At 43.6% G+C, this 22,113-nt stretch carries 21 protein-coding genes; 12 read left to right on the top strand and 9 right to left on the bottom strand.

The genetic code is table 11. The features are described from left to right. The first annotated feature begins 30 nt into the window (after positions 1-30). From prmA to L1D50_RS10875, 7 genes are all read left to right on the top strand, one after another. On the top strand, positions 31-903 hold the full coding sequence (gene prmA / locus L1D50_RS10905) for a 50S ribosomal protein L11 methyltransferase (protein WP_128727703.1): 873 nt from the start codon (positions 31-33) through the stop codon (positions 901-903). Positions 904-1,206: 303 nt separating this feature from the next. Then, positions 1,207-2,172, top strand: a complete 966-nt coding sequence (gene dusB / locus L1D50_RS10900) for a tRNA dihydrouridine synthase DusB (RefSeq protein ID WP_138523656.1) — start codon at positions 1,207-1,209, stop codon at positions 2,170-2,172. A 45-nt stretch (positions 2,173-2,217) separates the two neighbouring features. Beyond that, positions 2,218-2,508, top strand: a complete 291-nt coding sequence (fis, locus tag L1D50_RS10895) for a DNA-binding transcriptional regulator Fis (protein ID WP_010374122.1) — start codon at positions 2,218-2,220, stop codon at positions 2,506-2,508. A 211-nt stretch (positions 2,509-2,719) separates the two neighbouring features. Continuing rightward, positions 2,720-4,306, top strand: coding sequence for a bifunctional phosphoribosylaminoimidazolecarboxamide formyltransferase/IMP cyclohydrolase (purH, locus tag L1D50_RS10890; protein WP_128727702.1), 1,587 nt, complete (start codon positions 2,720-2,722; stop codon positions 4,304-4,306). Between the two features lie 100 nt (positions 4,307-4,406). Beyond that, positions 4,407-5,243, top strand: a complete 837-nt coding sequence (locus L1D50_RS10885; protein WP_138523658.1) for a class I SAM-dependent methyltransferase — start codon at positions 4,407-4,409, stop codon at positions 5,241-5,243. A 15-nt stretch (positions 5,244-5,258) separates the two neighbouring features. After that, positions 5,259-6,542, top strand: a complete 1,284-nt coding sequence (gene purD, locus L1D50_RS10880) for a phosphoribosylamine--glycine ligase (protein ID WP_138523660.1) — start codon at positions 5,259-5,261, stop codon at positions 6,540-6,542. Positions 6,543-6,656: 114 nt separating this feature from the next. Then, the gene (locus L1D50_RS10875; protein ID WP_128727700.1) at positions 6,657-7,478 is read left to right on the top strand and encodes a DUF2797 domain-containing protein; all 822 of its coding nucleotides are present in this window, start codon (positions 6,657-6,659) and stop codon (positions 7,476-7,478) included. On the opposite strand, the gene L1D50_RS10870 is transcribed toward L1D50_RS10875, so the two are convergent. Then, the gene (locus L1D50_RS10870; RefSeq protein ID WP_239966034.1) at positions 7,451-9,967 is read right to left on the bottom strand and encodes an EAL domain-containing protein; all 2,517 of its coding nucleotides are present in this window, start codon (positions 9,965-9,967) and stop codon (positions 7,451-7,453) included. The two genes, L1D50_RS10875 and L1D50_RS10870, sit on opposite strands and share 28 nt — an antisense overlap. 76 nt (positions 9,968-10,043) lie before the next feature. Here L1D50_RS10870 and L1D50_RS10865 point away from each other — a divergent pair, with 76 nt between their 5' ends. Next, on the top strand, positions 10,044-10,343 hold the full coding sequence (locus L1D50_RS10865; RefSeq protein ID WP_239966033.1) for a DUF4144 domain-containing protein: 300 nt from the start codon (positions 10,044-10,046) through the stop codon (positions 10,341-10,343). Here the strand turns inward: L1D50_RS10865 and L1D50_RS10860 are convergent. The 5 genes from L1D50_RS10860 to L1D50_RS10840 form a co-directional block, all read right to left on the bottom strand. Continuing rightward, entirely contained in the window at positions 10,340-11,260 is a 921-nt protein-coding gene (locus L1D50_RS10860; protein ID WP_128727697.1) for a histone deacetylase family protein, read from the bottom strand. The two genes, L1D50_RS10865 and L1D50_RS10860, sit on opposite strands and share 4 nt — an antisense overlap. Positions 11,261-11,363: 103 nt before the next feature. Next, positions 11,364-12,926, bottom strand: coding sequence for a serine hydrolase (locus L1D50_RS10855; protein ID WP_128727696.1), 1,563 nt, complete (start codon positions 12,924-12,926; stop codon positions 11,364-11,366). 45 nt (positions 12,927-12,971) lie between these two features. Then, positions 12,972-13,502 (bottom strand): gamma-glutamylcyclotransferase family protein, encoded by a 531-nt coding sequence (locus tag L1D50_RS10850; RefSeq protein WP_138523668.1) that lies wholly within the window; start codon positions 13,500-13,502, stop codon positions 12,972-12,974. After that, complete coding sequence (locus tag L1D50_RS10845) at positions 13,502-14,125, bottom strand: LysE family transporter (RefSeq protein ID WP_239966032.1); 624 nt, start codon at positions 14,123-14,125, stop codon at positions 13,502-13,504. Before L1D50_RS10845 ends, L1D50_RS10850 begins: the two co-directional genes overlap by 1 nt. After that, on the bottom strand, positions 14,109-14,900 hold the full coding sequence (locus L1D50_RS10840; RefSeq protein WP_138523670.1) for a hypothetical protein: 792 nt from the start codon (positions 14,898-14,900) through the stop codon (positions 14,109-14,111). Before L1D50_RS10840 ends, L1D50_RS10845 begins: the two co-directional genes overlap by 17 nt. 81 nt (positions 14,901-14,981) lie before the next feature. On the opposite strand from L1D50_RS10840, the gene L1D50_RS10835 reads away from it, so the two are divergent. The 4 genes from L1D50_RS10835 to L1D50_RS10820 all read left to right on the top strand — a co-directional run bounded on the left by L1D50_RS10835 (position 14,982) and on the right by L1D50_RS10820 (position 18,775). Beyond that, positions 14,982-15,311, top strand: coding sequence for a 5-carboxymethyl-2-hydroxymuconate isomerase (locus tag L1D50_RS10835; RefSeq protein ID WP_128727692.1), 330 nt, complete (start codon positions 14,982-14,984; stop codon positions 15,309-15,311). A 23-nt stretch (positions 15,312-15,334) separates the two neighbouring features. Further along, on the top strand, positions 15,335-16,045 hold the full coding sequence (rsuA, locus tag L1D50_RS10830; protein WP_162847794.1) for a 16S rRNA pseudouridine(516) synthase RsuA: 711 nt from the start codon (positions 15,335-15,337) through the stop codon (positions 16,043-16,045). A 99-nt stretch (positions 16,046-16,144) separates the two neighbouring features. Next, positions 16,145-17,803 carry a methyl-accepting chemotaxis protein gene (locus L1D50_RS10825; RefSeq protein WP_209319056.1) on the top strand — a complete coding sequence of 553 codons (1,659 nt, stop codon included), beginning with the start codon at positions 16,145-16,147 and terminating at the stop codon, positions 17,801-17,803. Between the two features lie 348 nt (positions 17,804-18,151). After that, entirely contained in the window at positions 18,152-18,775 is a 624-nt protein-coding gene (locus L1D50_RS10820; protein ID WP_235956577.1) for a hypothetical protein, read from the top strand. On the opposite strand, the gene L1D50_RS10815 is transcribed toward L1D50_RS10820, so the two are convergent. From L1D50_RS10815 to L1D50_RS10805, 3 genes are all read right to left on the bottom strand, one after another. Beyond that, a complete protein-coding gene (locus L1D50_RS10815; RefSeq protein ID WP_235956578.1) occupies positions 18,772-19,575 on the bottom strand; it encodes a transporter substrate-binding domain-containing protein in 804 nt (267 codons plus the stop codon). The genes L1D50_RS10820 and L1D50_RS10815 overlap by 4 nt on opposite strands. A gap of 77 nt (positions 19,576-19,652) precedes the next feature. Then, the gene (locus L1D50_RS10810; RefSeq protein ID WP_128727690.1) at positions 19,653-21,434 is read right to left on the bottom strand and encodes a bifunctional diguanylate cyclase/phosphodiesterase; all 1,782 of its coding nucleotides are present in this window, start codon (positions 21,432-21,434) and stop codon (positions 19,653-19,655) included. A 112-nt stretch (positions 21,435-21,546) separates the two neighbouring features. After that, positions 21,547-22,074 carry a hypothetical protein gene (locus tag L1D50_RS10805; protein ID WP_128727689.1) on the bottom strand — a complete coding sequence of 176 codons (528 nt, stop codon included), beginning with the start codon at positions 22,072-22,074 and terminating at the stop codon, positions 21,547-21,549. Between the last annotated feature and the right edge of the window lie 39 nt (positions 22,075-22,113).

Raw genomic sequence — 22,113 nt, 5'->3', positions numbered from 1 at the left:
ATATTAATTGGATTAAATAGGTATACACACATGGCTTGGATCCAAATCCGAATTTATTCAGATAAAGCCGATGCCGATGCGTTAAGCGATATGCTTATGGATGTCGGTTGTCCGTCTGTCACATTCATGGATAGTAAAAACAATCCCGTTTACGAACCAAAACCCGGCGAAGTCATCTTATGGCCCGAGACAACGGTGATCGGTTTATTTGAAGCGAATCATGATATGCAAGCAGTTGTTGACTTTGTCCAATCACAGTATCACAAGCCGTTGAACTACAAGCTTGAACAGCTTGAAGACAAAGACTGGGAACGCGAGTGGATGGATAATTTTCACCCGATTAAGTTTGGTGAGAGATTATGGATCTGCCCAAGCTGGCGTGATGTGCCAGATCCCAATGCCGTCAATGTGTTACTGGATCCGGGCCTTGCATTTGGTACAGGTACCCATGCCACAACCGCACTTTGCCTGCAATGGCTGGAACAACAAGACCTAAGCGGTAAAACGGTCGTTGATTTTGGCTGTGGCTCTGGGATTTTAGGTATCGCAGCAATTAAATTAGGCGCTGAACGTGTGATTGGTATTGATATCGATCCACAAGCGCTTATCGCAAGCCGCGATAATGCCGAGCGTAATGGCGTTGCAGATAAATTAGAAGTGTATTTACCTGAAAACCAGCCGCAATTCAGTGCTGATATCGTTGTTGCTAATATTCTTGCACAGCCGCTGAGAGAGCTACACGAAATCATTCTCGGCTTTTTAGGCGATAAAGGCGCCATCGCCATGTCTGGTATTTTAGAAGAGCAAGCGCAATCCGTTGCGGATGTTTACGCACCATTTTTAAAGCTAGACAACATTGCTCAACAGGGTGAATGGACGCGCGTCAGCGGTGTGAAAAAATAAGGCTGCTAACGTAACGCTGACAAAAGTATCAGCGGCTCAATGAAAGTTAGTAAGTTTTAACTGGTAAAGCCTGTAATTAACAGGCTTTACGCATTTTTCACAGCTTAAATTTTCGACTCAAATTGTACCTTTAAAATTGTTTTTGCATAAATTTCGTGCAAATTATCTGAGCTCTCAGGTTGTTATCAAATGTCAACCCATAAAGTTCAAAAAAAAAGCAATTATGTTCAATTTATAACCTTTGATTTTTGCGAAAAAAACCGTAAACTTAGCGCCCCTTGAGGTAAGGCGGATTAAACTGTAGTGCGTATTGGTCCATACCAACTTGAAAACAATCTTATCGTAGCACCAATGGCTGGGATCACCGACAGACCGTTTCGACAACTGTGTCGACGTCTAGGTGCTGGGCTTGCGGTATCAGAAATGTTGTCTTCAAATCCAAAAGTGTGGAAAACCGATAAGTCGCAAAATCGCATGGATCACAGCGGTGAATCGGGCATTCGCTCGGTACAAATCGCAGGAGCGGATCCTGAGTTGATGGCTCAAGCAGCACAATTTAATGTCGCAAACGGTGCGCAGATCATAGATATCAATATGGGCTGCCCCGCTAAGAAAGTGAACAAGAAGCTTGCAGGCTCAGCATTGTTGCAATATCCAGAGTTGGTTGACGAAATCGTAACCGCTGTGGTTGCTGCTGTTAACGTACCTGTGTCGTTAAAAATCCGTACAGGATGGGACACAGACAATCGTAACGGTGTTGAGATTGCTCGCATAGCTGAACGTCGAGGCATTGCTTCGCTAGCCGTGCATGGCCGTACAAGAGCATGTATGTATAAGGGCGAAGCTGAATACGCCACGATCAGAGAAATTAAACGTTCAGTATCTATTCCTGTGGTAGCAAATGGTGACATTACGTCTCCTGAAAAAGCGAAGCAGGTGCTGGAATACACGGGCGCAGATGCCATTATGATTGGTCGAGCCGCCCAAGGTCGTCCTTGGATTTTCCGAGAAATAGACCACTATTTGCAAACCGGTGAACATTTGCCAGAACCTGAAATAGCAGAGGTTCGAGCAATATTGATGGAGCACTTAGTAAATCTTCATCAATTCTATGGTGAGCCAATGGGAGCGCGCATCGCACGCAAGCATGTATCTTGGTATTTGCAGGCCCATGACCAAGAAGGTCAATTTAGGCGAGTATTCAATGCCTTGGAGACGCCAGAAGCGCAAATCGAGGCATTAGAAGACTATTTTGAAACATTAGGGTGAATGAATTTATTCATCCTTCAGGCTAACTAAGAAAGAGACATAACGATGTTCGAACAAAATGTGACTTCTCCATTTATTACTAACGCTCATGTTCAGTCACAAGAGAAACCGCAACCTTTGCGCGATGCAGTTAAAAAAGCTGTACATCACTACCTAAAGCAGCTTAATGGTCAAGACGTACAAGACGTTTATGAGTTAGTTCTTTCTGAGCTTGAAGCACCTCTACTTGAAGAGGTTATGACTTATACTCGTGGTAACCAGACTCGTGCAGCGATCCTTTTAGGCATCAACCGTGGCACACTTCGCAAGAAGCTAAAAAAATACGGCATGAACTAAGCACTGCTGGTAAAGTTTAGTTGATAAAAAAGCACCTTCGGGTGCTTTTTTATTGTTTAAAATTCAGCAGCTAGCGGACATTTATCCTTTTCATATCGCACTTTTCTCATGTTTATCTCGCCTTTTAACATCGTCATCTTAACAATAATGCGCTAAAATACCGGCTTTCTAAGCTAGCCCTTAACTAATCATTGAGGAAACCTGAACCATCATGGATATACATCGTCCAATTCGTCGCGCCCTACTAAGCGTGTCAGATAAAACCGGTATCGTTGAATTCGCCACAGCACTTGCAGCTCAAGGCGTAGAAATTTTATCAACTGGCGGTACTTGCAAACTACTTGCAGACAACGGCATTAAAGTAACAGAAGTATCTGATTACACTGGCCACCCAGAAATCATGGATGGTCGCGTTAAAACGCTTCACCCAAAAGTGCACGGCGGTATCTTAGGACGTCGCGGTCAAGACGAAGACGTCATGACTGAAAACAATATTTCAGCAATCGATATAGTAGTAGTCAACTTATACCCCTTCGCACAAACTGTTGCGAAAGCTGACTGTAGCCTAGAAGATGCAATCGAAAATATCGATATTGGTGGTCCAACTATGGTTCGTGCTGCGGCTAAGAACCACAAAGACGTGACCATTGTTGTAAATGCGAATGACTACAGCCGTGTCATTGAAGAAATGAAGGCAAACTCTGGTTCTACAACATACAAGACACGCTTCGACCTTGCTATTGCGGCCTACGAGCATACCGCACAGTATGACGGCATGATTGCCAACTACTTCGGTAAAATGGTTCCGGATTATACGGAAGAAGCAGCAGAGGAAACCAAATTCCCTCGCACTATCAATATGCAATTCACTAAGAAGCAAGATATGCGCTACGGTGAAAACTCGCATCAAGACGCTGCTTTTTATGTTGAAAACAACATTGAAGAAGCATCCGTCGCGACGGCTAAACAACTTCAAGGTAAAGCGCTGTCTTATAACAATATCGCTGATACCGATGCAGCACTTGAGTGTGTTAAAGAGTTTGATAAGCCGGCTTGTGTTATCGTAAAACACGCAAACCCTTGTGGTGTTGCGGTAGATGAAAACATTCTTGCCGCCTATGACCGCGCATTTAAGACCGACCCGACTTCTGCCTTCGGTGGTATCATCGCCTTTAACCGAGAGCTAGACGGCGACACGGCGGAAGCCATCGTAGCGCGTCAGTTTGTTGAAGTTATCATCGCGCCGAGCGTATCAGAAGAAGCCGCACAAATCGTTGCTGCAAAGCAAAATGTACGTTTACTAGAATGTGGTCAGTGGTCAAACAAAACCACAGGTACTGATATTAAGCGTGTTAATGGCGGTATCTTAGTACAAGATCGTGACCAAGGTATGGTTGGTTTGGACGACCTTAAGGTGGTTTCGAAACGTCAACCTACAGAGCAAGAACTAAAAGATCTACTGTTCTGCTGGAAAGTCGCTAAATTTGTTAAGTCCAACGCGATTGTTTACGCTCGTGATGGGATGACTATTGGTGTGGGCGCTGGCCAAATGAGCCGCGTATACTCTGCAAAAATCGCAGGGATTAAAGCCGCAGACGAAAACCTAGAAGTTCCAGGTTCTGTCATGGCTTCTGATGCGTTCTTCCCATTCCGTGATGGCATTGACGCCGCTGCAGCTGCGGGTATCACTGCGGTTATCCAGCCGGGTGGTTCAATGCGTGATGAAGAGGTGATTGCCGCCGCTGATGAAGCGGGAATGGCAATGGTGTTTACCGGCATGCGCCACTTCCGCCATTAATCAATAAAGCGCGAAACTTATGAGTTTCGCGCTTTTTGTTTCAGCTAATTTCCAGTATTCTGGCTACAGCATAATCATAACAGAATGAAGGAAGCTAACGATGAATCTAGGTATGAAATCTCTTGTCGCTGCTGCAGTATTTACCACTTTAGTGGGCTGTAACGCGACAGAATCCAACTCCAGCCAAGCAGTACCAAGCGCGATTGCAAAAGCAGTTGCTAGCGACAATCGAGCTGAGAAAAATAGAACGCGAGACCAGTATCGCCACCCAAGTGAAACGCTTGCTTTTTTTGGCATTGAGCCATCAATGACCGTGGTAGAAATTGCACCTGGTGGTGGTTGGTATAGTGAGATTTTAGCGCCACTGGTTAAAGGCCAAGGCACCTATTATGCAGCGCATTTCCCTGCTGATTCAGATGTTGGCTACTATCAACGCTCATTAAAAAGCTACAAAGAAAAAGTAGCAACCAACCCCGACTATAGTGAAGTAAAGATCACAGAATTTGCACCGGTAACACACAGCAACATTGCACCACAAGGCAGTGCTGACGTGGTACTAACTTTCCGTAACGTGCATAACTGGTACATGGGTAAGGGAGATGAAGGTGTACTTAGCGCGTTCAACGCGTTTAATAAGGCACTGAAGCCTGGTGGCATTTTAGGTGTGGTTGAACACCGTCTGCCTGAGCACCGCCAACTTGAGGATCAAAAGTCGTCAGGTTATATGAAGCAAAGTTATGTTATTGATATCGCCAAGCAAGCTGGGTTTGAATTAGTTGCAAGCAGCGACATTAACGCTAACCCGCTAGACAGCGCCAATCACCCAAAAGGCGTCTGGACTCTGCCACCTCGCTTAGCGCTAGGTGATGAAAAAGCAGCGCAATACAAAGCGATTGGGGAAAGCGACCGCATGACCTTAAAATTTAAAAAGCTTTAATAGGAAAATTTCGCCATGAATGTACTCGTCATTGGCAGCGGTGGACGTGAGCATGCGCTTGCGTTCAAAGCCGCACAAAACCCATCTGTAAAAACGGTTTTTGTAGCACCTGGTAACGCAGGTACTGCGCTTGAGCCTAAACTCGAAAACGTGGCTATCGGCGTTGAAGATATCGATGCCTTGGTCGTCTTTGCTAAAGAAAACAATGTACAATTAACCATTGTTGGCCCTGAAGCACCACTAGTTATCGGTGTGGTTGACCGTTTCCGTGAAGAAGGCTTAGCTATTTTTGGACCTACTCAAGCGGCAGCGCAGCTAGAAGGCTCTAAGTCGTTTACTAAAGACTTTTTAGCACGTCACGATATTCCAACAGCGGCTTATCAAACGTTTGAAGAGATTGAGCCTGCGCTTGCCTACTTGAAAGCACAAGGGGCACCTATCGTTGTTAAGGCTGATGGTCTTGCTGCAGGTAAAGGGGTCATCGTGGCAATGACCGAAGCGGAAGCAGAAGAAGCTATCCGCGATATGCTTGCGGGTAATGCGTTTGGCGAAGCGGGCAGCCGTGTGGTTATTGAAGAGTTTTTAGAAGGTGAAGAAGCCTCTTTCATCGTCATGGTTGACGGCAAAAATGTACTTCCTTTTGCCACCAGCCAAGATCACAAGCGTGCGTACGATGGTGATAAAGGCCCAAATACAGGGGGCATGGGTGCATACTCTCCAGCTCCTGTAGTCACGCCAGATATTCATGATCGCATCATGGCCGAAGTGATCAATCCAACGGTTGAAGGTATGGCGAAAGAAGGTCACCCTTATACAGGTTTTCTATACGCTGGTTTGATGATCACAGCAGACGGCACACCAAAAGTTATCGAGTATAACTGCCGCTTTGGTGACCCAGAAACACAACCTATCATGTTACGCCTCCAATCTGATTTAGTTGAGCTGATTGAAGCGGCAAACCGTGAAGAGCTTGATCAAACATCGATTGAATTCGATCCGCGAGCTGCCGTTGGTGTTGTGCTTGCAGCTAATGGCTACCCTGGCAACTATCCTAAGGGTGACGCTATCTCAGGTCTTCAGGTGAACTATCCTGAAGGTGAAAAAGTGTTCCATGCCGGTACTAAGCAAGATGGCGAGCATGTAGTCACCGCCGGTGGTCGAGTATTATGTGCAACGGCCCTTGGCCACACGGTAACCGAAGCGCAAAAACGCGCCTACTCTCTAGTGAAAGACATTCACTGGGATGGCGTAGAGTACCGCACAGATATCGCATATCGCGCAATCGCACGCGAAAGCTAATTCGCGTTCAGTTTTGTAAGGCCAGCTCGATGCTGGCCTTTTTCATTTTTACACACTGCGTTTCTTAGTTTGTAATGGTATCCTACCCTTTTATGAGCATTTTTAGGGGCAAAGATGCAAGTACAAGGTACGCTCAGCAAGTTAAAGTCAGCGCTTGTTGAACCTATTCAATATCAATTACCCGTGGGTGATAACTTAGTATCACTCAATGACTACTTTGGTAAATCCGTCACCCTTACCTTCACCGGCAATATATTTTGCAGTAGCTGTGGTAAAAAAACCAAAAAAAGCTATTCGCAGGGGCACTGCTTCGTGTGTATGAGAAAGCTCGCCAGCTGCGACATGTGTATTATGAAGCCAGAGACCTGTCACTATGATCAAGGTACCTGTCGTGAACCCCAATGGGGCGAACAGAACTGTATGATCCCGCACTATGTGTATTTGGCCAATACCTCAGGCCTTAAAGTTGGGATCACCCGTCATACGCAGATCCCAACGCGTTGGGTAGATCAAGGCGCAACGCAAGCATTGCCGATTTTTAAGGTGCAGACCCGTCACCAGTCAGGATTAGTGGAAGTGGCGCTGGCTCAGTTTATTGCCGATAAGACTAACTGGCGCAATATGCTCAAAGGCATCAATCCTGAAATAGACCTCAAAGCAGAAGCCGCTAAACTTATCCCACAGATCCAAGCCAAACTCGACGAGCTGGCAGAACTCTTTGGTGCAACCGCTATTGAAGTACTAGACGAGGAAGTGGTCGACCTCACCTTCCCAGTAAACCAGCACCCGAGTAAAATCAGCTCGTTTAACTTTGATAAAGACCCTGTAGTATCAGGCGTGCTTGAAGGGATCAAAGGCCAATATCTTATTTTTGATAATGGCGTGATCAATATCCGTAAGTTTACCTCTTACGAAATCACCTTCTCTGACGAATAAAATGCATGCCAATCGTCTTCTGTAAGTGGCTTACAGAAGACGTAACCTTGGATTGTATGACAACCTAGCTTGCGCAGATAACGTTTCTGTACTGGCTTCTCTACGCCCTCAGCTACAACTTGCAGGTTGAGCGCCTTAGCCATCGCCACAATTGCCGAAACAATTTCGCTATTGCCATATTCATCGGGCACTTTAGCGATAAAACTCGCATCTATTTTTAAGATGTCGATGGGCAGCTTAGCCAAGTAACTGAGCGCAGAATACCCTGTACCAAAATCATCAATCGCCAGTTTGACACCCAGCTCCTTGAGTTTTTTCAAGGTGTACTTAGCCTCGTGAAGATTACCGATAAAGCTATTTTCGGTAAGCTCAAGCTCAAGATAATTACCGTCGACGTTATGCTTTTTTAATGCCTGCGCGACACACTGATAAAGGTCGCCTTGAGTGACATGAGACGCCGAGATGTTAATCGCCATGCGCCTAATCTCAACCCCAGCGCATTGCCATTGCGACAAGTGCTGACAGGCTTTATCTATTACCCACTGATCTAAGCGCATAATAAGCCCGAGCTCCTCAGCAAGTGGGATAAATTGGGCCGGCGAGATCATCCCGAGATTTGGGTCACGCCATCTTAGCAAACACTCAACACTTGAAATGCGACTGCTGGTTAAACATTGCAATGGCTGAAAATGCAGTTCAAACTCGTCATTTTCCAAGGCATTCTGAAAACGACTTAGCATGGATAAACGCTCAAATGAACGTGCATTCATCGAAGCTTCGAATAATTGGAATGAATTACGCCCGACTTCTTTGGAGCGATACATAGCAACATCGGCGTGTTTGAGTAAAGTTTCCGTATCATGACCATCCTCGGGATAAATAGCAGCCCCCATTGAGGCCGTCGCAGCCACCTGCATATCACCAAGTTGAAAGGGATTCGATAATGCCATTAAGATTTGGTCTGCAAATTCAATAACCTCCGACATGCCATTCACTTCGCTTAGTAGCACGACAAATTCGTCGCCACCAAGTCGGGCCAACGTGTCACCTTCGTTTAGAATGGACTTTATTCGCTCGCTAACCTGCACTAATAACTCATCTCCAGCGCTGTGCCCAAGTGAGTCATTCACTTCTTTAAAGCGGTCTAAATCTATAAACATCACACTGAGTTTTTGCTTATAGCGGTGCGCTGATGCCAATGCCATAGAGAGTCTATCGTAGAATAAGCGACGATTAGGCAGCCCAGTCAATTCATCAAAGTAGGCTAAGCGAGCAATTTTTTCTTCCGCATTTTTACGCTCTGTAATGTCGCTAAAAATAGCTGCGTAAAGCATATCGTCACTGTACGGCTCTCTGATCTCAATAATCGTGAGCCATTCAACATAAATCTCACCGCTCTTTTTACGATTGCATATCTCGCCCTGCCACACACCCGTTTCTCTAAGCGTTTGCCACATACTCTGATAATAGGATTCATCATGTAGCCCAGAGCTCAACACACTTGGGTTTTTCCCTAGCACTTCGTAATCTTTATAGCCGGTAAGCGCACTAAACGCTGGGTTGATCTGGATTATTTCTCCTGAGCTTTTGGTGATCATGATGCCATCGAGAGAAGCATCAATAATACGGTTCGCTAGATATAGATTTTTCTCCGATTTTTGCAGTGCAATATCACGTTGTACTAGGACTTTTTCCAGCTCACTACAATATGCAGTTTCAATTTCAGTCAGGACATTTTTGAGTGCTAATAGCCCAATCACTTGTTGCGAATCAGGGGAAATCACCACCAAATGACGAATGGAGTTTACCGTCATCAGTCGGTAAGCATCGAATAGGCTGTCTTTTGGCGTCATGGAGAGCATAGGATAGTTGGCTAATTGCCAGCAAGGCTGACGCCAATCAGGGTTGAGAATAATATACGCAATATCACGCTGAGTAATAATGCCATACTCATTTAATTCACGGTTATACACCAGCACGGCGGTAAGCTTTAGCTCACGCATATTATTGATAACATCAGAGACGCAGTCTTCACTGTCTAAAATCACTATGTTCGAGTCAAAGTGCTGCTCAATTGGTCTAAAATGCAGATAATGGTCGAGCCCTTGACTGCGCACGATATCGGATAAAGAAACCACACCACAAGGTAGATTATCCGAGTCCACCACGAGTAAGTGACGGATCCCTAGTTGGTGGAACTTGACCGTTGCCTCGCTCAAGGTTTTATCTATTTGAATTTTTTGCACTGGTGCTGTCATCACGGCCCGGATCGGGACCTGTGCAAAGTCGGGATCGTTAAAATTGAGCTTAACGCAATCCGATTCGGTCCAGATACCAATGATATCATCGGCACGAGTAACAAAGATCGAGCTCACTCTACTGGCTCGCATCTTCGCCACCGCATCGTATAGACTGGTTTGCTCATCGCAACATAACAAGCTATTGGTAAATACTTCTTTGATCTGTAACTGACGTGAATCACCAACCATAAGCACACTCTCGCAATATTATTCCAATTTAAAGTATACTGGGCGACACTTTTTATAACTTGACCAAGAACAAATTATGGCGATAAAAAGCTATCCTTTATTGCTGGTATTAGACCAAAGTATAGAGTTTATCGAAGATGAAAAAGCACTTAGAGATGCAATGCATCTGCTCGTTGATGCGTCACTCAAACGGTTAATTCTAGTATACCCAAACGATTGCTGCAGCAACGTACACGGTGCGCCCGTGCAATGTATTGATTTGAAATATTTAACCGAATTAGTGCAACAATATCTCGTTGACGAAGGCCAGTGTTGCGTGAGCAAAATCCAACTGAGCAATACTCAGCAGGCTTTTGATTTGTTAGGTCTAAGCTAACCGGCTTCAACCAGCGCTTTGATATGTGTCACAGCGCTGCGGCCTAAAGAAGAAAGATCGTAGCCCCCTTCTAAGTATGAAATAATCCCCAAACAGTCCGATGAGTTTGCAAACTCGACCACTTGCTCGGTGAACCACTGGTAATCTTGTTCAACAAACTTGAGCCCGCCCATATCATCCTCTAAATGACCATCAAACCCTGCACTGATAAAGATGAGCTGAGGTTTAAATGATTGCAGCTTAGGTAACCATTGTTGCTCCACCAAGGCTTTTAATTCTGTGCCATCTGCTCCTGCACTCAATGGAGAATTGATAAGTGTTTGATGATTCTCAATCGCGGTATTTGGATAAAAAGGGTGCTGAAATAAAGAGCAAAGTAACACGCTATGATCGTCTTTGAAAATGTCTTGCGTGCCATTACCATGATGTACATCGATGTCCAATATAGCCACCCGCTCTACGCCTTTTGTTTTTGCATAAGCGGCGGCAATAGCAACATTATTAAAGACACAAAATCCCGATGAAGTACTTTGATTGGCATGATGTCCAGGAGGTCTCACAGAACAAAAGGCGGCGTCAAGTTTACCAGCAACGACTTCATCCACCGCAAGTATTCCTGCGCCAACAGCCCGTTCAATCGCTCTCATAGAATCAGGACAAAGCCAAGTGTCGCCGTCTAGTTCGGTTAACCCTTCATTAGGAATTTTATCCATGACTTCTTTGATCATGGCTTGATCATGAACCAATGCATAGTGTGAGGTATCGGCTTTCAGTGCCGTTTTGTGTTCAATGGCGATATCAAGTCCAGACGCTAGCAACCGATCTGATATCGCATCTAACCTCGCAGGACACTCAGGATGTTCCTCGGTCATTTTATGCTTGCGGCAATATGGATGAGTAATAATTGCAGTACGCATAACGAATATACATCCTATGTTAGTTTGCGACGAGGTTGATTTAAGTAGCTACTCTTTCACTATATCAAAGCCACATAATTGTGGCTTTGATACTTTGGTATACTTAGTGCTGGATTTCTTTCGCCTTTAAATCCAAGTTATGGAAATCGAAACTAAAGTCGCTTATTTCTGGATTAACAAACTCCATCGCAGCAGACTCAACCCGTTGAGATTTATCCATCACAAAATTGATGTAAGCATCTGCTTCAAGTAATGGCTCATCCCAACGCACCACAAAAGTGTTACCGGTTAGGTGCTCAAGTTTCCCTTTTAGGCGCTTAGTATGCGTAAAATCAATGCGCAGTGCCTTACCGAGCTTTTCCACTACCACATCGCCATACCAAGCGCTATTTAATGTCCCCGTGTAGTTGTTCAACGGTAAAGCAGGCTGTGGTTTTGCAACTTCGATTATCCCAGCTTTGGCATACTTTTCTTGTTGCGCCTTAAAGTAATCATCGGCGATGATCTGCACCCAGTCTTTATCTTCTAGGCCAAGTGCATCTTCAAACACTTCATTGATAATCGCGGAAAGTGCAGGGTATTTTTGCTGGTTTGATAAGACCACCACACCCAGTTTTTTCTCTGGGATCATCGCAACTTGCGACACCATACCTAAAATCCCACCGCCGTGGCCCACCTTTTTATAACCAAAGTAGTCCTCTACTGCCCAACCAAGGCCGTACCCTCTAAACTGCTGGTGATATACTTTTGCGGCTTTTGCTGCGGGAATGCGTGTAATGTGTGGATGCCACATTTGCACTTGTTGCTCTTGGCTAAATAGCTGGTCGCCAGAAGGTAAGCGACCACCTTTAAGCTGAGTTTGTAACCACTTGGTCATGTCATCCACGTTAGACGCAATGGCGCCAGCACCACGGAAATCTTCTAGGTAATTAACAAAGAACGGCGTAAGTTTGCCATCCATCGGAATATGGCCAGTCGCCCAATTACTATTGTTAGCCGGGATCCGAGAGAATCCAGCCTTTGAGTCATCCATATCCAACTTGGTAAACATTTCCTGCTCAACAAAATCGCGCCAATCTTTACCACTGACTCGGCTTACAACTTCTCCTGCAACAACAAACATCAAATTGTTATAAGCGTAATGGCTACGGAAACTTGAATCAGGTTTAAGATGTGAAATACCTGCCAGCAATTCTGGCATGGTTTTATCAGTATCAGGCCAGATCATAAGATCGCCTGCCCCAAGGCCCAATCCACTTCGATGACTTAATAAATCGCGGATCGTCATCTCTTGAGTAACATAGCTATCATAGAGCTTAAATTCTGGAATATGTTTGATGACTTTGTCATCCCAACTCAGCTTGCCTTGATCTATCAACATCGCCAGCGCTGCTGCCGTGAATGCTTTGGTATTGGATGCAATACCAAACAAGGTATCCGCATTGACCTTAGCTGGCTTATTTAAATGCGTCACCCCGAAGCCCTTGGTCATCACAACCTGGCCATCTTCTACGATACCAATTGCCAAACCTGGAATATTAAATTTTGTCATTGCGCTTTTTACCGCAGTTTCAACATCCTGTTGGTTTACTGCCGCACTTGCCTGCGCACTAAAAAAACTTGCTGCAACTAGGCCGGAGGTTAATAGCCATTGTGTTATTTTCATTATTTTTCCTTGGTTTTTTGCCACAACCAATCACGATGTTACGAGTTAAGCCTTAAGGTTTAACTTTGTAGTATCACAGTGGTAGATGGCTAATTCTTGTTGTTGTCTGTCACTATTATTATCTGTAACGTGTGATTGTGCCGAAATAGCCTGTAAATAGCTGGTTGGAAACCGATGCTCCTTTGCCCCGGCCAACACATGATGTACGTACCAATCGAAAGGTAATTGATGCTCCACAAAGGTGTTAGCAATATAGCACCAGGCGTCCACCATACCGCCATCTTGCCTTTCAACAGGTAAACAATGACAGTTGTAGCGCTCCCCTTCAATATCGTCCAAACGCGCTTTTTCTTGTTCATCTAGCCCATACAAAACACCATAAACGTGGCTATTTGCTTCATTGCTTGGCGTAATACTGCACTTGGCTGAACCATCGGTGCTCAACATATCGAAAGTCAGCCGATAGCCATGCAATTTCCCCACTCCAAGTAGCTTCGCTTGTGGTAAGCGAGCCAGCAGACGTGCGGTCGACATATTTGAACCAAAGCTAAAGTTAATAATATGTTTGTCACTCATTAGATCACCAATCTTACTGCAAGCAATAACATGATCACACCAATCCCGCGATCAAACCAATGTCCTGCACGACGAAAAAATTGTCTTACCGTAGTTTTTGATAAAACTAAAGATAAAAATGAAAACCAAGCCCAGGTAGCCAAAGCCATATAAACGCCGTAAAACAACTGCACACTGCTTGGTGTGGTTGGCTCAATCACTAAGGTAAAAAGCGATAAGAAAAACAGCGTTGCTTTGGGATTTAAGGCATTGACCAAGAAGCCTCGTTTTAACGCAGTCCAATTAGACTCAGTAACAGCGTGTTCAGTAATATTTTCTTGCTCTGAATTGGGTTTTGCATACCGCAACGCTTGGACCCCAAGGTAAGCTAGGTAAAGCGCGGCCATGTATTTTACTGCTGTGAACAAGGTTTCAGATTGAGATAGCAGTAACGCAACTCCCAATAAGCAATAACTAACATGTACTAAAATACCAAGGCCAACCCCAAAACTCGTCCAAAGGGCATTTGCTCTACCCTGCTGTACACTTTGTTTAAGCACTATCGCAAAATCAGGACCGGGACTTGCGACAGCAAAAAAGTGTGCCAGCGCAATTAAAATAAACTCATCAAGATAAGCGAGCATGTGCATGCTCCTGTAAGGCCAGTAAATCACCCCGCTCTGAGTTATCCATTAGAGTATTAATTTGCTTTTTGGCCTTTTTATACTGACCCACAAGGTGTGACTTAAGATGCTTATGACCATCTTTCACCCCTTTAAAATGACATACTAGGGCGTGTACAAAAACACTTTGCTGCTCCGTCAGTGCAGCTTTTCGGTTAGCATATTGGTTGTAGCAAGAACCACATCCTCCCCTAAAGTGATATACAGTATTAGACACCATGACCCCAAAGCCGAAAAAGCTCGCCAGCACATCACAAGCTGCGTCTAGTTGCGCTTCCCCACCTGGAGGTAACACGCCACGCTGTAAAATTAGAACTTTTGCCATGACACCTGCATAACTGGCGATCAGATCTTGAGGCTGATTTATTTGATTGGGATTATAAGAAATCAAAATAGGCGCAGCCGGTTCAACGATAACCGCTTGCTCACCGCGCCAACGCCCTGCAATGTTTAACTTAGTCATGCTGGTCGACGCGAGCATGCGTTCAGGCGCAACTAAAGTGATTGGCCACTGCTGTAACCCTGCATAGGACTTTACTCGGGAGAAAACCACTGCCGCCATTTCTTCAATACTGGATACCGGCTCAGGAAAACAACTGGGAGTCGGAGTAATGATCTGCGTTTCATTTAAAAAGTACTCGCCATCAAAATGCTCAAATGCCCAGACAAAGGTATCAATTAACCATTGGGTTTCTTCATCGCTAAGCAAAGGTGAGACTTTAAATAAGGACAGCATGCTAATAATTCACTCTTTTCTGGAATAACCCCTGATAAATAGCATAAACTCTGAGCCTAATGCAAAAACATGGAGTTTCACATGCCACACTTTATTCTCGAACACTCAGCTAATTTGCCAATTGAAACCGAGGCGTTAGTATCACAGGTGCAGCAATTTGCTTGTGCGTGTGGCTTGTTTGAACCAAATTCCGTCAAAACCCGCGCTGTTGCTTTTGAGCATTTTCAGCTTGGCAATGACAAAAAGGGGTTTATTCACCTCCAGATCCATTTAATGGAAGGCCGAACACTGGAACAGAAACAAACCCTTATAAATGAGGCACTCAAGCTTTTAATTGCAAAAGTCGGTGAAAATTTCGCACTTAGTGCCCATTGCTATGATTTATTATCCGATATTTACCGCAAAAACTAATTTATTATTCGAGTTATTTAGCTATGAAATTTCCATGTAGATTGGAGAAATTTTTGAGCCACGTTGCAGAGATGCCACGCAGCAAGGTCAAAATTAATATTAAAAAAGGTCTCGTTACCGTTAATGGCAATATCGTCAAGAAAGGTGATATCCAAGTCACCCCAGCAGACCATATTACTTTCGATGGCAAACGCTTAGAGTATTTGGGTTTACGCTACTATATGCTGAACAAGCCACAAGGTTATGTGTGTGCAAATAGTGATGAATTACACCCAACTGTATTCGATTTAATCGAAGAACCTAACTTAAAAGATTTTCATGTTGCAGGTAGACTGGACATCGATACGACGGGTTTGGTGCTGCTCACAAATGACGGGGATTGGTCTCATCAAATCACCTCACCAAAAAAGCAGAAGTTTAAAACCTATGTACTAGAAAGTCGTGACGAACTCACTGAAGAAGCGCTAGCCCAGCTTGAACAAGGTGTTGAGTTACATGGTGAAAAACAAGCAACCCTGCCAGCAAAAGCAGAGCTTATTGATAAATTTGCACTACGCTTGTCTATTTGCGAAGGGAAATACCACCAAGTAAAACGTATGCTTGCCGCAGTAGGTAACCAAGTAGTTGAACTTCATAGAGAAAATATTGCGGGGATCGAGCTTGATCCAACCCTTGCTGAAGGTGAATATCGCCCGTTAACTGATGAAGAAATAAGCATAATTAATGCAAGCTAGTTATCCTATTTGTGTAGTATGAGTAAATATCATCTCAAAATAGTCCGCATAGAGCATTAACCTACTTACAAACTCCCCCTAAACGTGCTAAATCATGTAATGAGAGTATTTTTAGGGGGCGATCCTGTGTTTTCTAGTTTCACGTTAAAAACAAAAATAATTACCTTTGCCGCCGCAATATTTGTATCCTTACTTGCCGTTGCTTTTGTAGGCCTTCAAGCTCTACGCCATGCCAGTGAAAGCGATAATATTGCGCGTATCAATCAGTTAATGAAAAGCACCGTTAATATAGTTAAACAATTTGAGCGCTTTGCAGAGCAAGGAAAACTGACGGAGCAGCAGGCAAAAGAAATGGCTATTCAGGTTCTAAGAGAAAACAAATACCATGATTCTGAGTATGTGTACGTTGTTAATGAGAAAATGGACTTTGTAGCGACACCTCACGACCCCCAATTACACAACACCAGCTTTAATGAGTTTAAAGATGCTGACGGCAAAAGCATTGGCAGCATGGTTAAGCGCTTGGTCAGTAACCAGTTTGATCGGATCATTACCTACAATTGGACTTCACTACGAGATGGAGAAGTTGTCGACCTTACTTCAGTGGTACAAAAGACTCCGGGGTTTGGGTGGTACGTAGGTACAGGTATTAGCTACAAAGAAGTAAACGATCGCTATTGGGATACTGCGATTTGGCTAGTGGCACTTTCTTTAGCTGTTGCCGTTGCATTAACCACCGCACTTGCGCGATTTGGACTGTCGCTCAACAATAAACTGGGTGCCGAAATCAATGATGTACTCGAAATCGTAAAACATGTTTCTAGAGGAAATCTGACTACACCAATCAATACTACTGACTGCAAAGATTATAGTATTTTGGCTGCTATGGCTTATATGCAAGGTGGCTTAAAAGGGGTCGTTGAGGGTCTAAAAGAAGCAGCAGAGGCACTTCAGAATCAAACTTCAGACAGTGAAGTGCGATCCGTAGAGCTGGAGAATTTAACTCACAGCTTAAATGCAGAGACTCAAATGGTGGCTTCTGCAATAACCGAGCTTACGGCATCAGCACAAGCCGTGGTTGAGCATGCTGAACAAGCTGCGAATTCAGTTCAAGAGGCTGAAAAGCAGGGAAATACAGCCGACAAACTGACAGCACAGACAGCAACCGAAATCGCTTTATTGGAGCAACAAATTGACAGCGCTGGTAATAACATCCAAGTGCTAGATGAAGAAGTATCAAATATTGCTCATGTACTTACCGTTATCCAATCTATTGCCGAACAAACTAATTTACTTGCGTTAAATGCCGCGATAGAAGCGGCACGAGCGGGAGAGCAAGGCCGTGGTTTTGCCGTTGTTGCTGACGAAGTGAGACAACTTGCTCAACGTACTCAAACCAGCACAGAAGAGATCCGTACCATGATCACTAAGCTGCAAAGTGCAACACAAGACGCAAAAGCTTCCGTTAGTTTGAGTATTGCAACCAGTGAAAAAACAGTGAGTATGTCTGCCAAAGCTTCGCAAGCGCTTGTACAAGTTGCAGACTCTCTTAAATCCATTTCGCACATGAGTCATCAGATTGCACAAGCAGCAAAAGAACAGTTAAATGCAGGGGAAGATACTGCGAAGCGGATAATTGTTATTTCAGACACAGCATCACAAACAGCCAATGTGTCAGAGAAGGCACATGAAGCAACCGACACCATCAAGTCTCTATCTGGAAATCTGGAGACTGAGATGGCTAAATTTAAAATTTAAAAAATAAACATTAAGTTTCAGTTAGTTATATATATTAAAAATTTAATAGGCTTTGATAAAAAAAAATTATTTAATTTTCCATTCACCTTGTGTTTATTTGGTGTTAAGTTTGTACATGTCGGAAGTTTCAGTTGAGTAGTCTGGCTCGTATCTTCCGAAATTGTGTGTATCACAATTAACTATAAATCCCAAATGACATGATTACTTGAGAACCAAGTATACTCAATAAGGACTATGATAATGCAAAAGTTAAATTTAAAAGAGTGCAAAAAAGTTTCTGGTGGTGGTATTTATGAGCCTACTCACCCTCAAGCAGAGAAAGAAGCCGGTAAAGATTAGTACTGTGCGATGAAGAAAAATTTCTCGTTAGGAGATCTACTGATACCTTATGCAATTTTGGCAGTAGGTCTCCTGGTCTTGTACGATATTCGCTTTCACTTCTATGTAATTTATGGGCTTATTGTCTCAACTATCTTTATTTTAGGCGCTAGATTAAAAGACATTAATATTTGCGCTTTATCTGTGTTAGCTTTGGTACCGTTTACCTTAGAGACGCTCGTATTTTCTTCTGGTTTGATTAGCCTAGACTCTTCAGACAAAGACCAACGGCTATTACAAAATACACTTATTTTCGGAACACACTTTGTCATTAGCTTACTGGTTATATTTCCACTTACTTATCGCGTTGAAATTACCAAAAAGCTATTCCCCAAATTAAAAACTCGTTACACTTTTGCTGATGCAATTATGCCTTGGCTTGCAATGCTAAGTATATTTATGAGTTTCGCTGCGTTAGTCGAAAATTATTTCAGAAATGCCAAAGGTGTAGACATGACATTTTTCTTCTACAGCTTTGATGTCAGTGGTTACCTGATTTACAGTGCAAATTGCTTAACTTTGCTGATCTTAGCCGCGATCACCTATAAAGAAGAGTACGATTACGCACTACCGAGCTTAAGAAAGAAGCGTTAGTTTTCAGAAAAATATGGATTGTTCAGCGTAATAGCTGTGCTATCTGGGTGCTTGCTTAGACCATATTTTTGTTTTAATAACTGCAGTTCACCAGACTCACTAAGTTTGCTAAGACCCTCTTCTAAAGCCTCTGCCAACGTTTGTTTGTCTTTGTTTACGAAGAAGTAAAAGGCGGTTGAATACATTAGATGAAAATCAGGTACGATCATGAGGTTCTCGTTATTTTGTGCGATTAATTCTGAATTTGCCTCAATCACCGAGCGTGGAAAATAATCCGCTTTCTTATCCGCAATCAAATTAAACATGGTTTGATAATCGGAAATGGGCCTGACCTTCAGACCGTTATAACTAAGAATTTTAGTATCGGGCCAATCGTGTCCTTGTACCGCGGTAAAGCGCTTTAATTCATCAAGCGAACGAACCGTTTTTATCGCTGGATAAACATCTTTATGGACAATCAGCACGCGTTTACCAATAAGTCCACCATACAAGGGAATCTTAATGGGAATAGCGATTTGCTCACGCGCGGGACTGGTCATCGACCAATGAAGATCAACTTTTCCTCGACTTAGTGCCATCAGCGTACGCTGTTGATGAGGATGGACCTTGATATGCTCAATTTGAGCTGAGTACTTGGCTGCAACGAGCGCCTTTTCTAATAATTCATAGAGATAGAGATCGCGATCGTACAAGGCTCGCGCTTCTTTCGCGACATAGATTAACTCTGACGTTTGCGCTGCAATACCTGTGCTTTGAAACATCAAAACAGTGACCATTACACTCAACTTTAACATCATCATACGACCCTCAATTGGGGTAAACAATACTACAACCACTCATTTTGATTGATATCACTATTGCGTAATTAAAGATATAGTCAACCTACATTTTCAAGTCGTACAGTCGATACTGTGGGTTTTCGACGATTACAGACGAACAAATAACTATTACGATAGCGTTTGGCTTCTTTCTTTGCGTCTGTTGCCAAAGCAGCGACTTGGTGTGAATTGATACAGTGCTGTAAATCCGGTCTCACTAAGCCAATCGATAGAGTGAGTAAAGGCACAAATTGTTTTTGCCCTTCACGATTTGTAGCCCAATAACCACCAGCACTAACGTGTTCCGGGGTGAAGAAAGCTTTTGACTTAAACTCAAACTGAGAGATGATCTCATGACATAATTCCTCTGCGTCCTTGTTATCGAACACCACCATAAAATCGTCACCTCCGATATGTCCAACAAAACTTGAGCTCTGTGCACATACATCAACTGTCACTTCAGCAAGTAGCTTAATTACGCTATCGCCACTGGCATATCCATATAAATCATTAAACTGCTTAAAATGATTTAGATCGATATATGCAAGAGAAAAGTCATGATGTGAACGCAGCCTTTGTTCAATAGCCTCATTTATCGCTACATTGCCTGGCAACATAGTTAGTGGATTGGCATGTTGGGCGTGACGAATTTTTTCTTCTGTGATGTGCTTGAGTATGTCTCTCAGCGGCGCTAAGCCAAGATAACGACTATCTCTGGTAATAATAATATGACGTCGAATATCAAATTCATGGTCGGTTATTTGCTTACTAACCGTATCTAACTCTTGCTGCTCATCCACCACTAATGGCTGTTTATCCATCAATTTAACGACTGATTTTTTATCAAAAAGCGCATGTCCATATGGTGCAGCGAAAACCTCTGTTAGTTGATCTCGGTGTAGCAGCCCCACAGGCTCCCTAGCATCGTTTACCACAGCAAGGCTGGTAAGCTTACGATCTTGTTCGAACAACCTATGAGCATCGATACATTGCGTACATTCATGGATTGCACTGGCTTCTTTGGCAAGCCAGCCGATAGCCATTGATTGTTCAAATTGATTAAAACTGGATCGAACTTCCGAATGTAGAGATTTTAACAGCGCCAGCTCTGTCGGTGGCTTTCGAGTAGGCTTCGCGAGCAGAAAACCTTGAGCATTTACAATGCCGAGCTGCTCTATCAGCTTTAACTCCTCAACCCGCTCGATGCCTTCGGCTATAACCTGAGTGCTGGTGGCTTTAGCAAGCTCAATAATAGATTTTAAAAACTCACGCTTCACCACGCTTTGGTCGCAATGATCAATGAAGTATCTGTCGACTTTAACATAGTCAGGACACAGCTCAGACCACTTTCTTAGGCCAGAGTAGCCAGCTCCTAAATCATCAATTGCAATTTGAAATCCAAGCTCTCGATAATGGGTAATTGTCGTTAATAGCAAATTCGCGTCATCTACTTTGTCTTGCTCAGTCACTTCAATGACGACTCGCTTGGGATCGAGGCCATACACTTCGGTCAGATGCCTAGTTTCTCCCTTGGGGTGGCTCGGTTCGAGTAGCGCTTTGGGGCTAACATTTAAAAACAACTTACCGGGAAGGTTGAGTGAGACAAACTGCTTAATCGCCGCTTCACGACAGATAATCTCCAGCTCAGACAACCTTTCCTGCTGACTTGCAATCGCAAAGAGTTTGTCTGGAGACTCTAACAGCGAGCCAGACATACCACGACTCAACGCTTCAAATCCTAAAACTTGGCGTTTCGCAAGATCGTAGATTGGCTGAAACAGAGTAAAAACAGCTTTTTCTTTTATTATTGTATTAAGTACTAACGTGCGCGAAGGATCCACTGCATCAAGCTCACTGTAAAAGTATAATCGCGCACGGTAGCAACTGTATATGACAGATATATGTCAATCGGGTGAAATGTACCCAATTTGCAGTTGAATGATTTTCAACCGCTTACTTCAGCGCTCGTTCTACCTGATCAAAGTGTGCAATCACTTCTACTATTTCCATTTCTGCACTTTTATAGTCTTCAGCATCACTAAAGCCTTTGATTGCGATCGCTTGTACGGTTGCTGGATGCACTAATAAGTCTTTGGCATGGTAACAAACTGGGTCGTCAAACTTGGGTAATTTGCCATCCGCGTGATAACCAGTTTCAATCTCTTCCAGTGGTAAAGTAGGAATGATATCGGCGGCTTTATCTAAGGCATCTAGGTAAGTTTGGCACTGAGGATACTTAGTAACAAACTCATTTAGTAAGGTTCGAGAAAGAGTAACTAATTCTGCTGATTGAGTTTCAAGTGCAGCAGCGTCTTTTTCTATACGAATATCCGCAAGTAGCGCCTCAGCTTGAACTTTGTATTGTGCTAAAGATGATGTTGCTTCTGTGGTTACAGATTCGGTTTGTTGCTCAAGCTCTGGTTGCTTAGAGCATGCAGTCATTAATGTTAATGCGCCAACCGCCATCACAAATTTGTACATAAGTATCTCCTTTATTGATAACGATTATCATTATATAGT

This window comes from Pseudoalteromonas sp. Isolate6 (genome assembly GCF_022398435.1).
GTDB lineage: Bacteria > Pseudomonadota > Gammaproteobacteria > Enterobacterales > Alteromonadaceae > Pseudoalteromonas > Pseudoalteromonas galatheae.
This window is presented reverse-complemented; position numbering and strand designations above follow the sequence as displayed.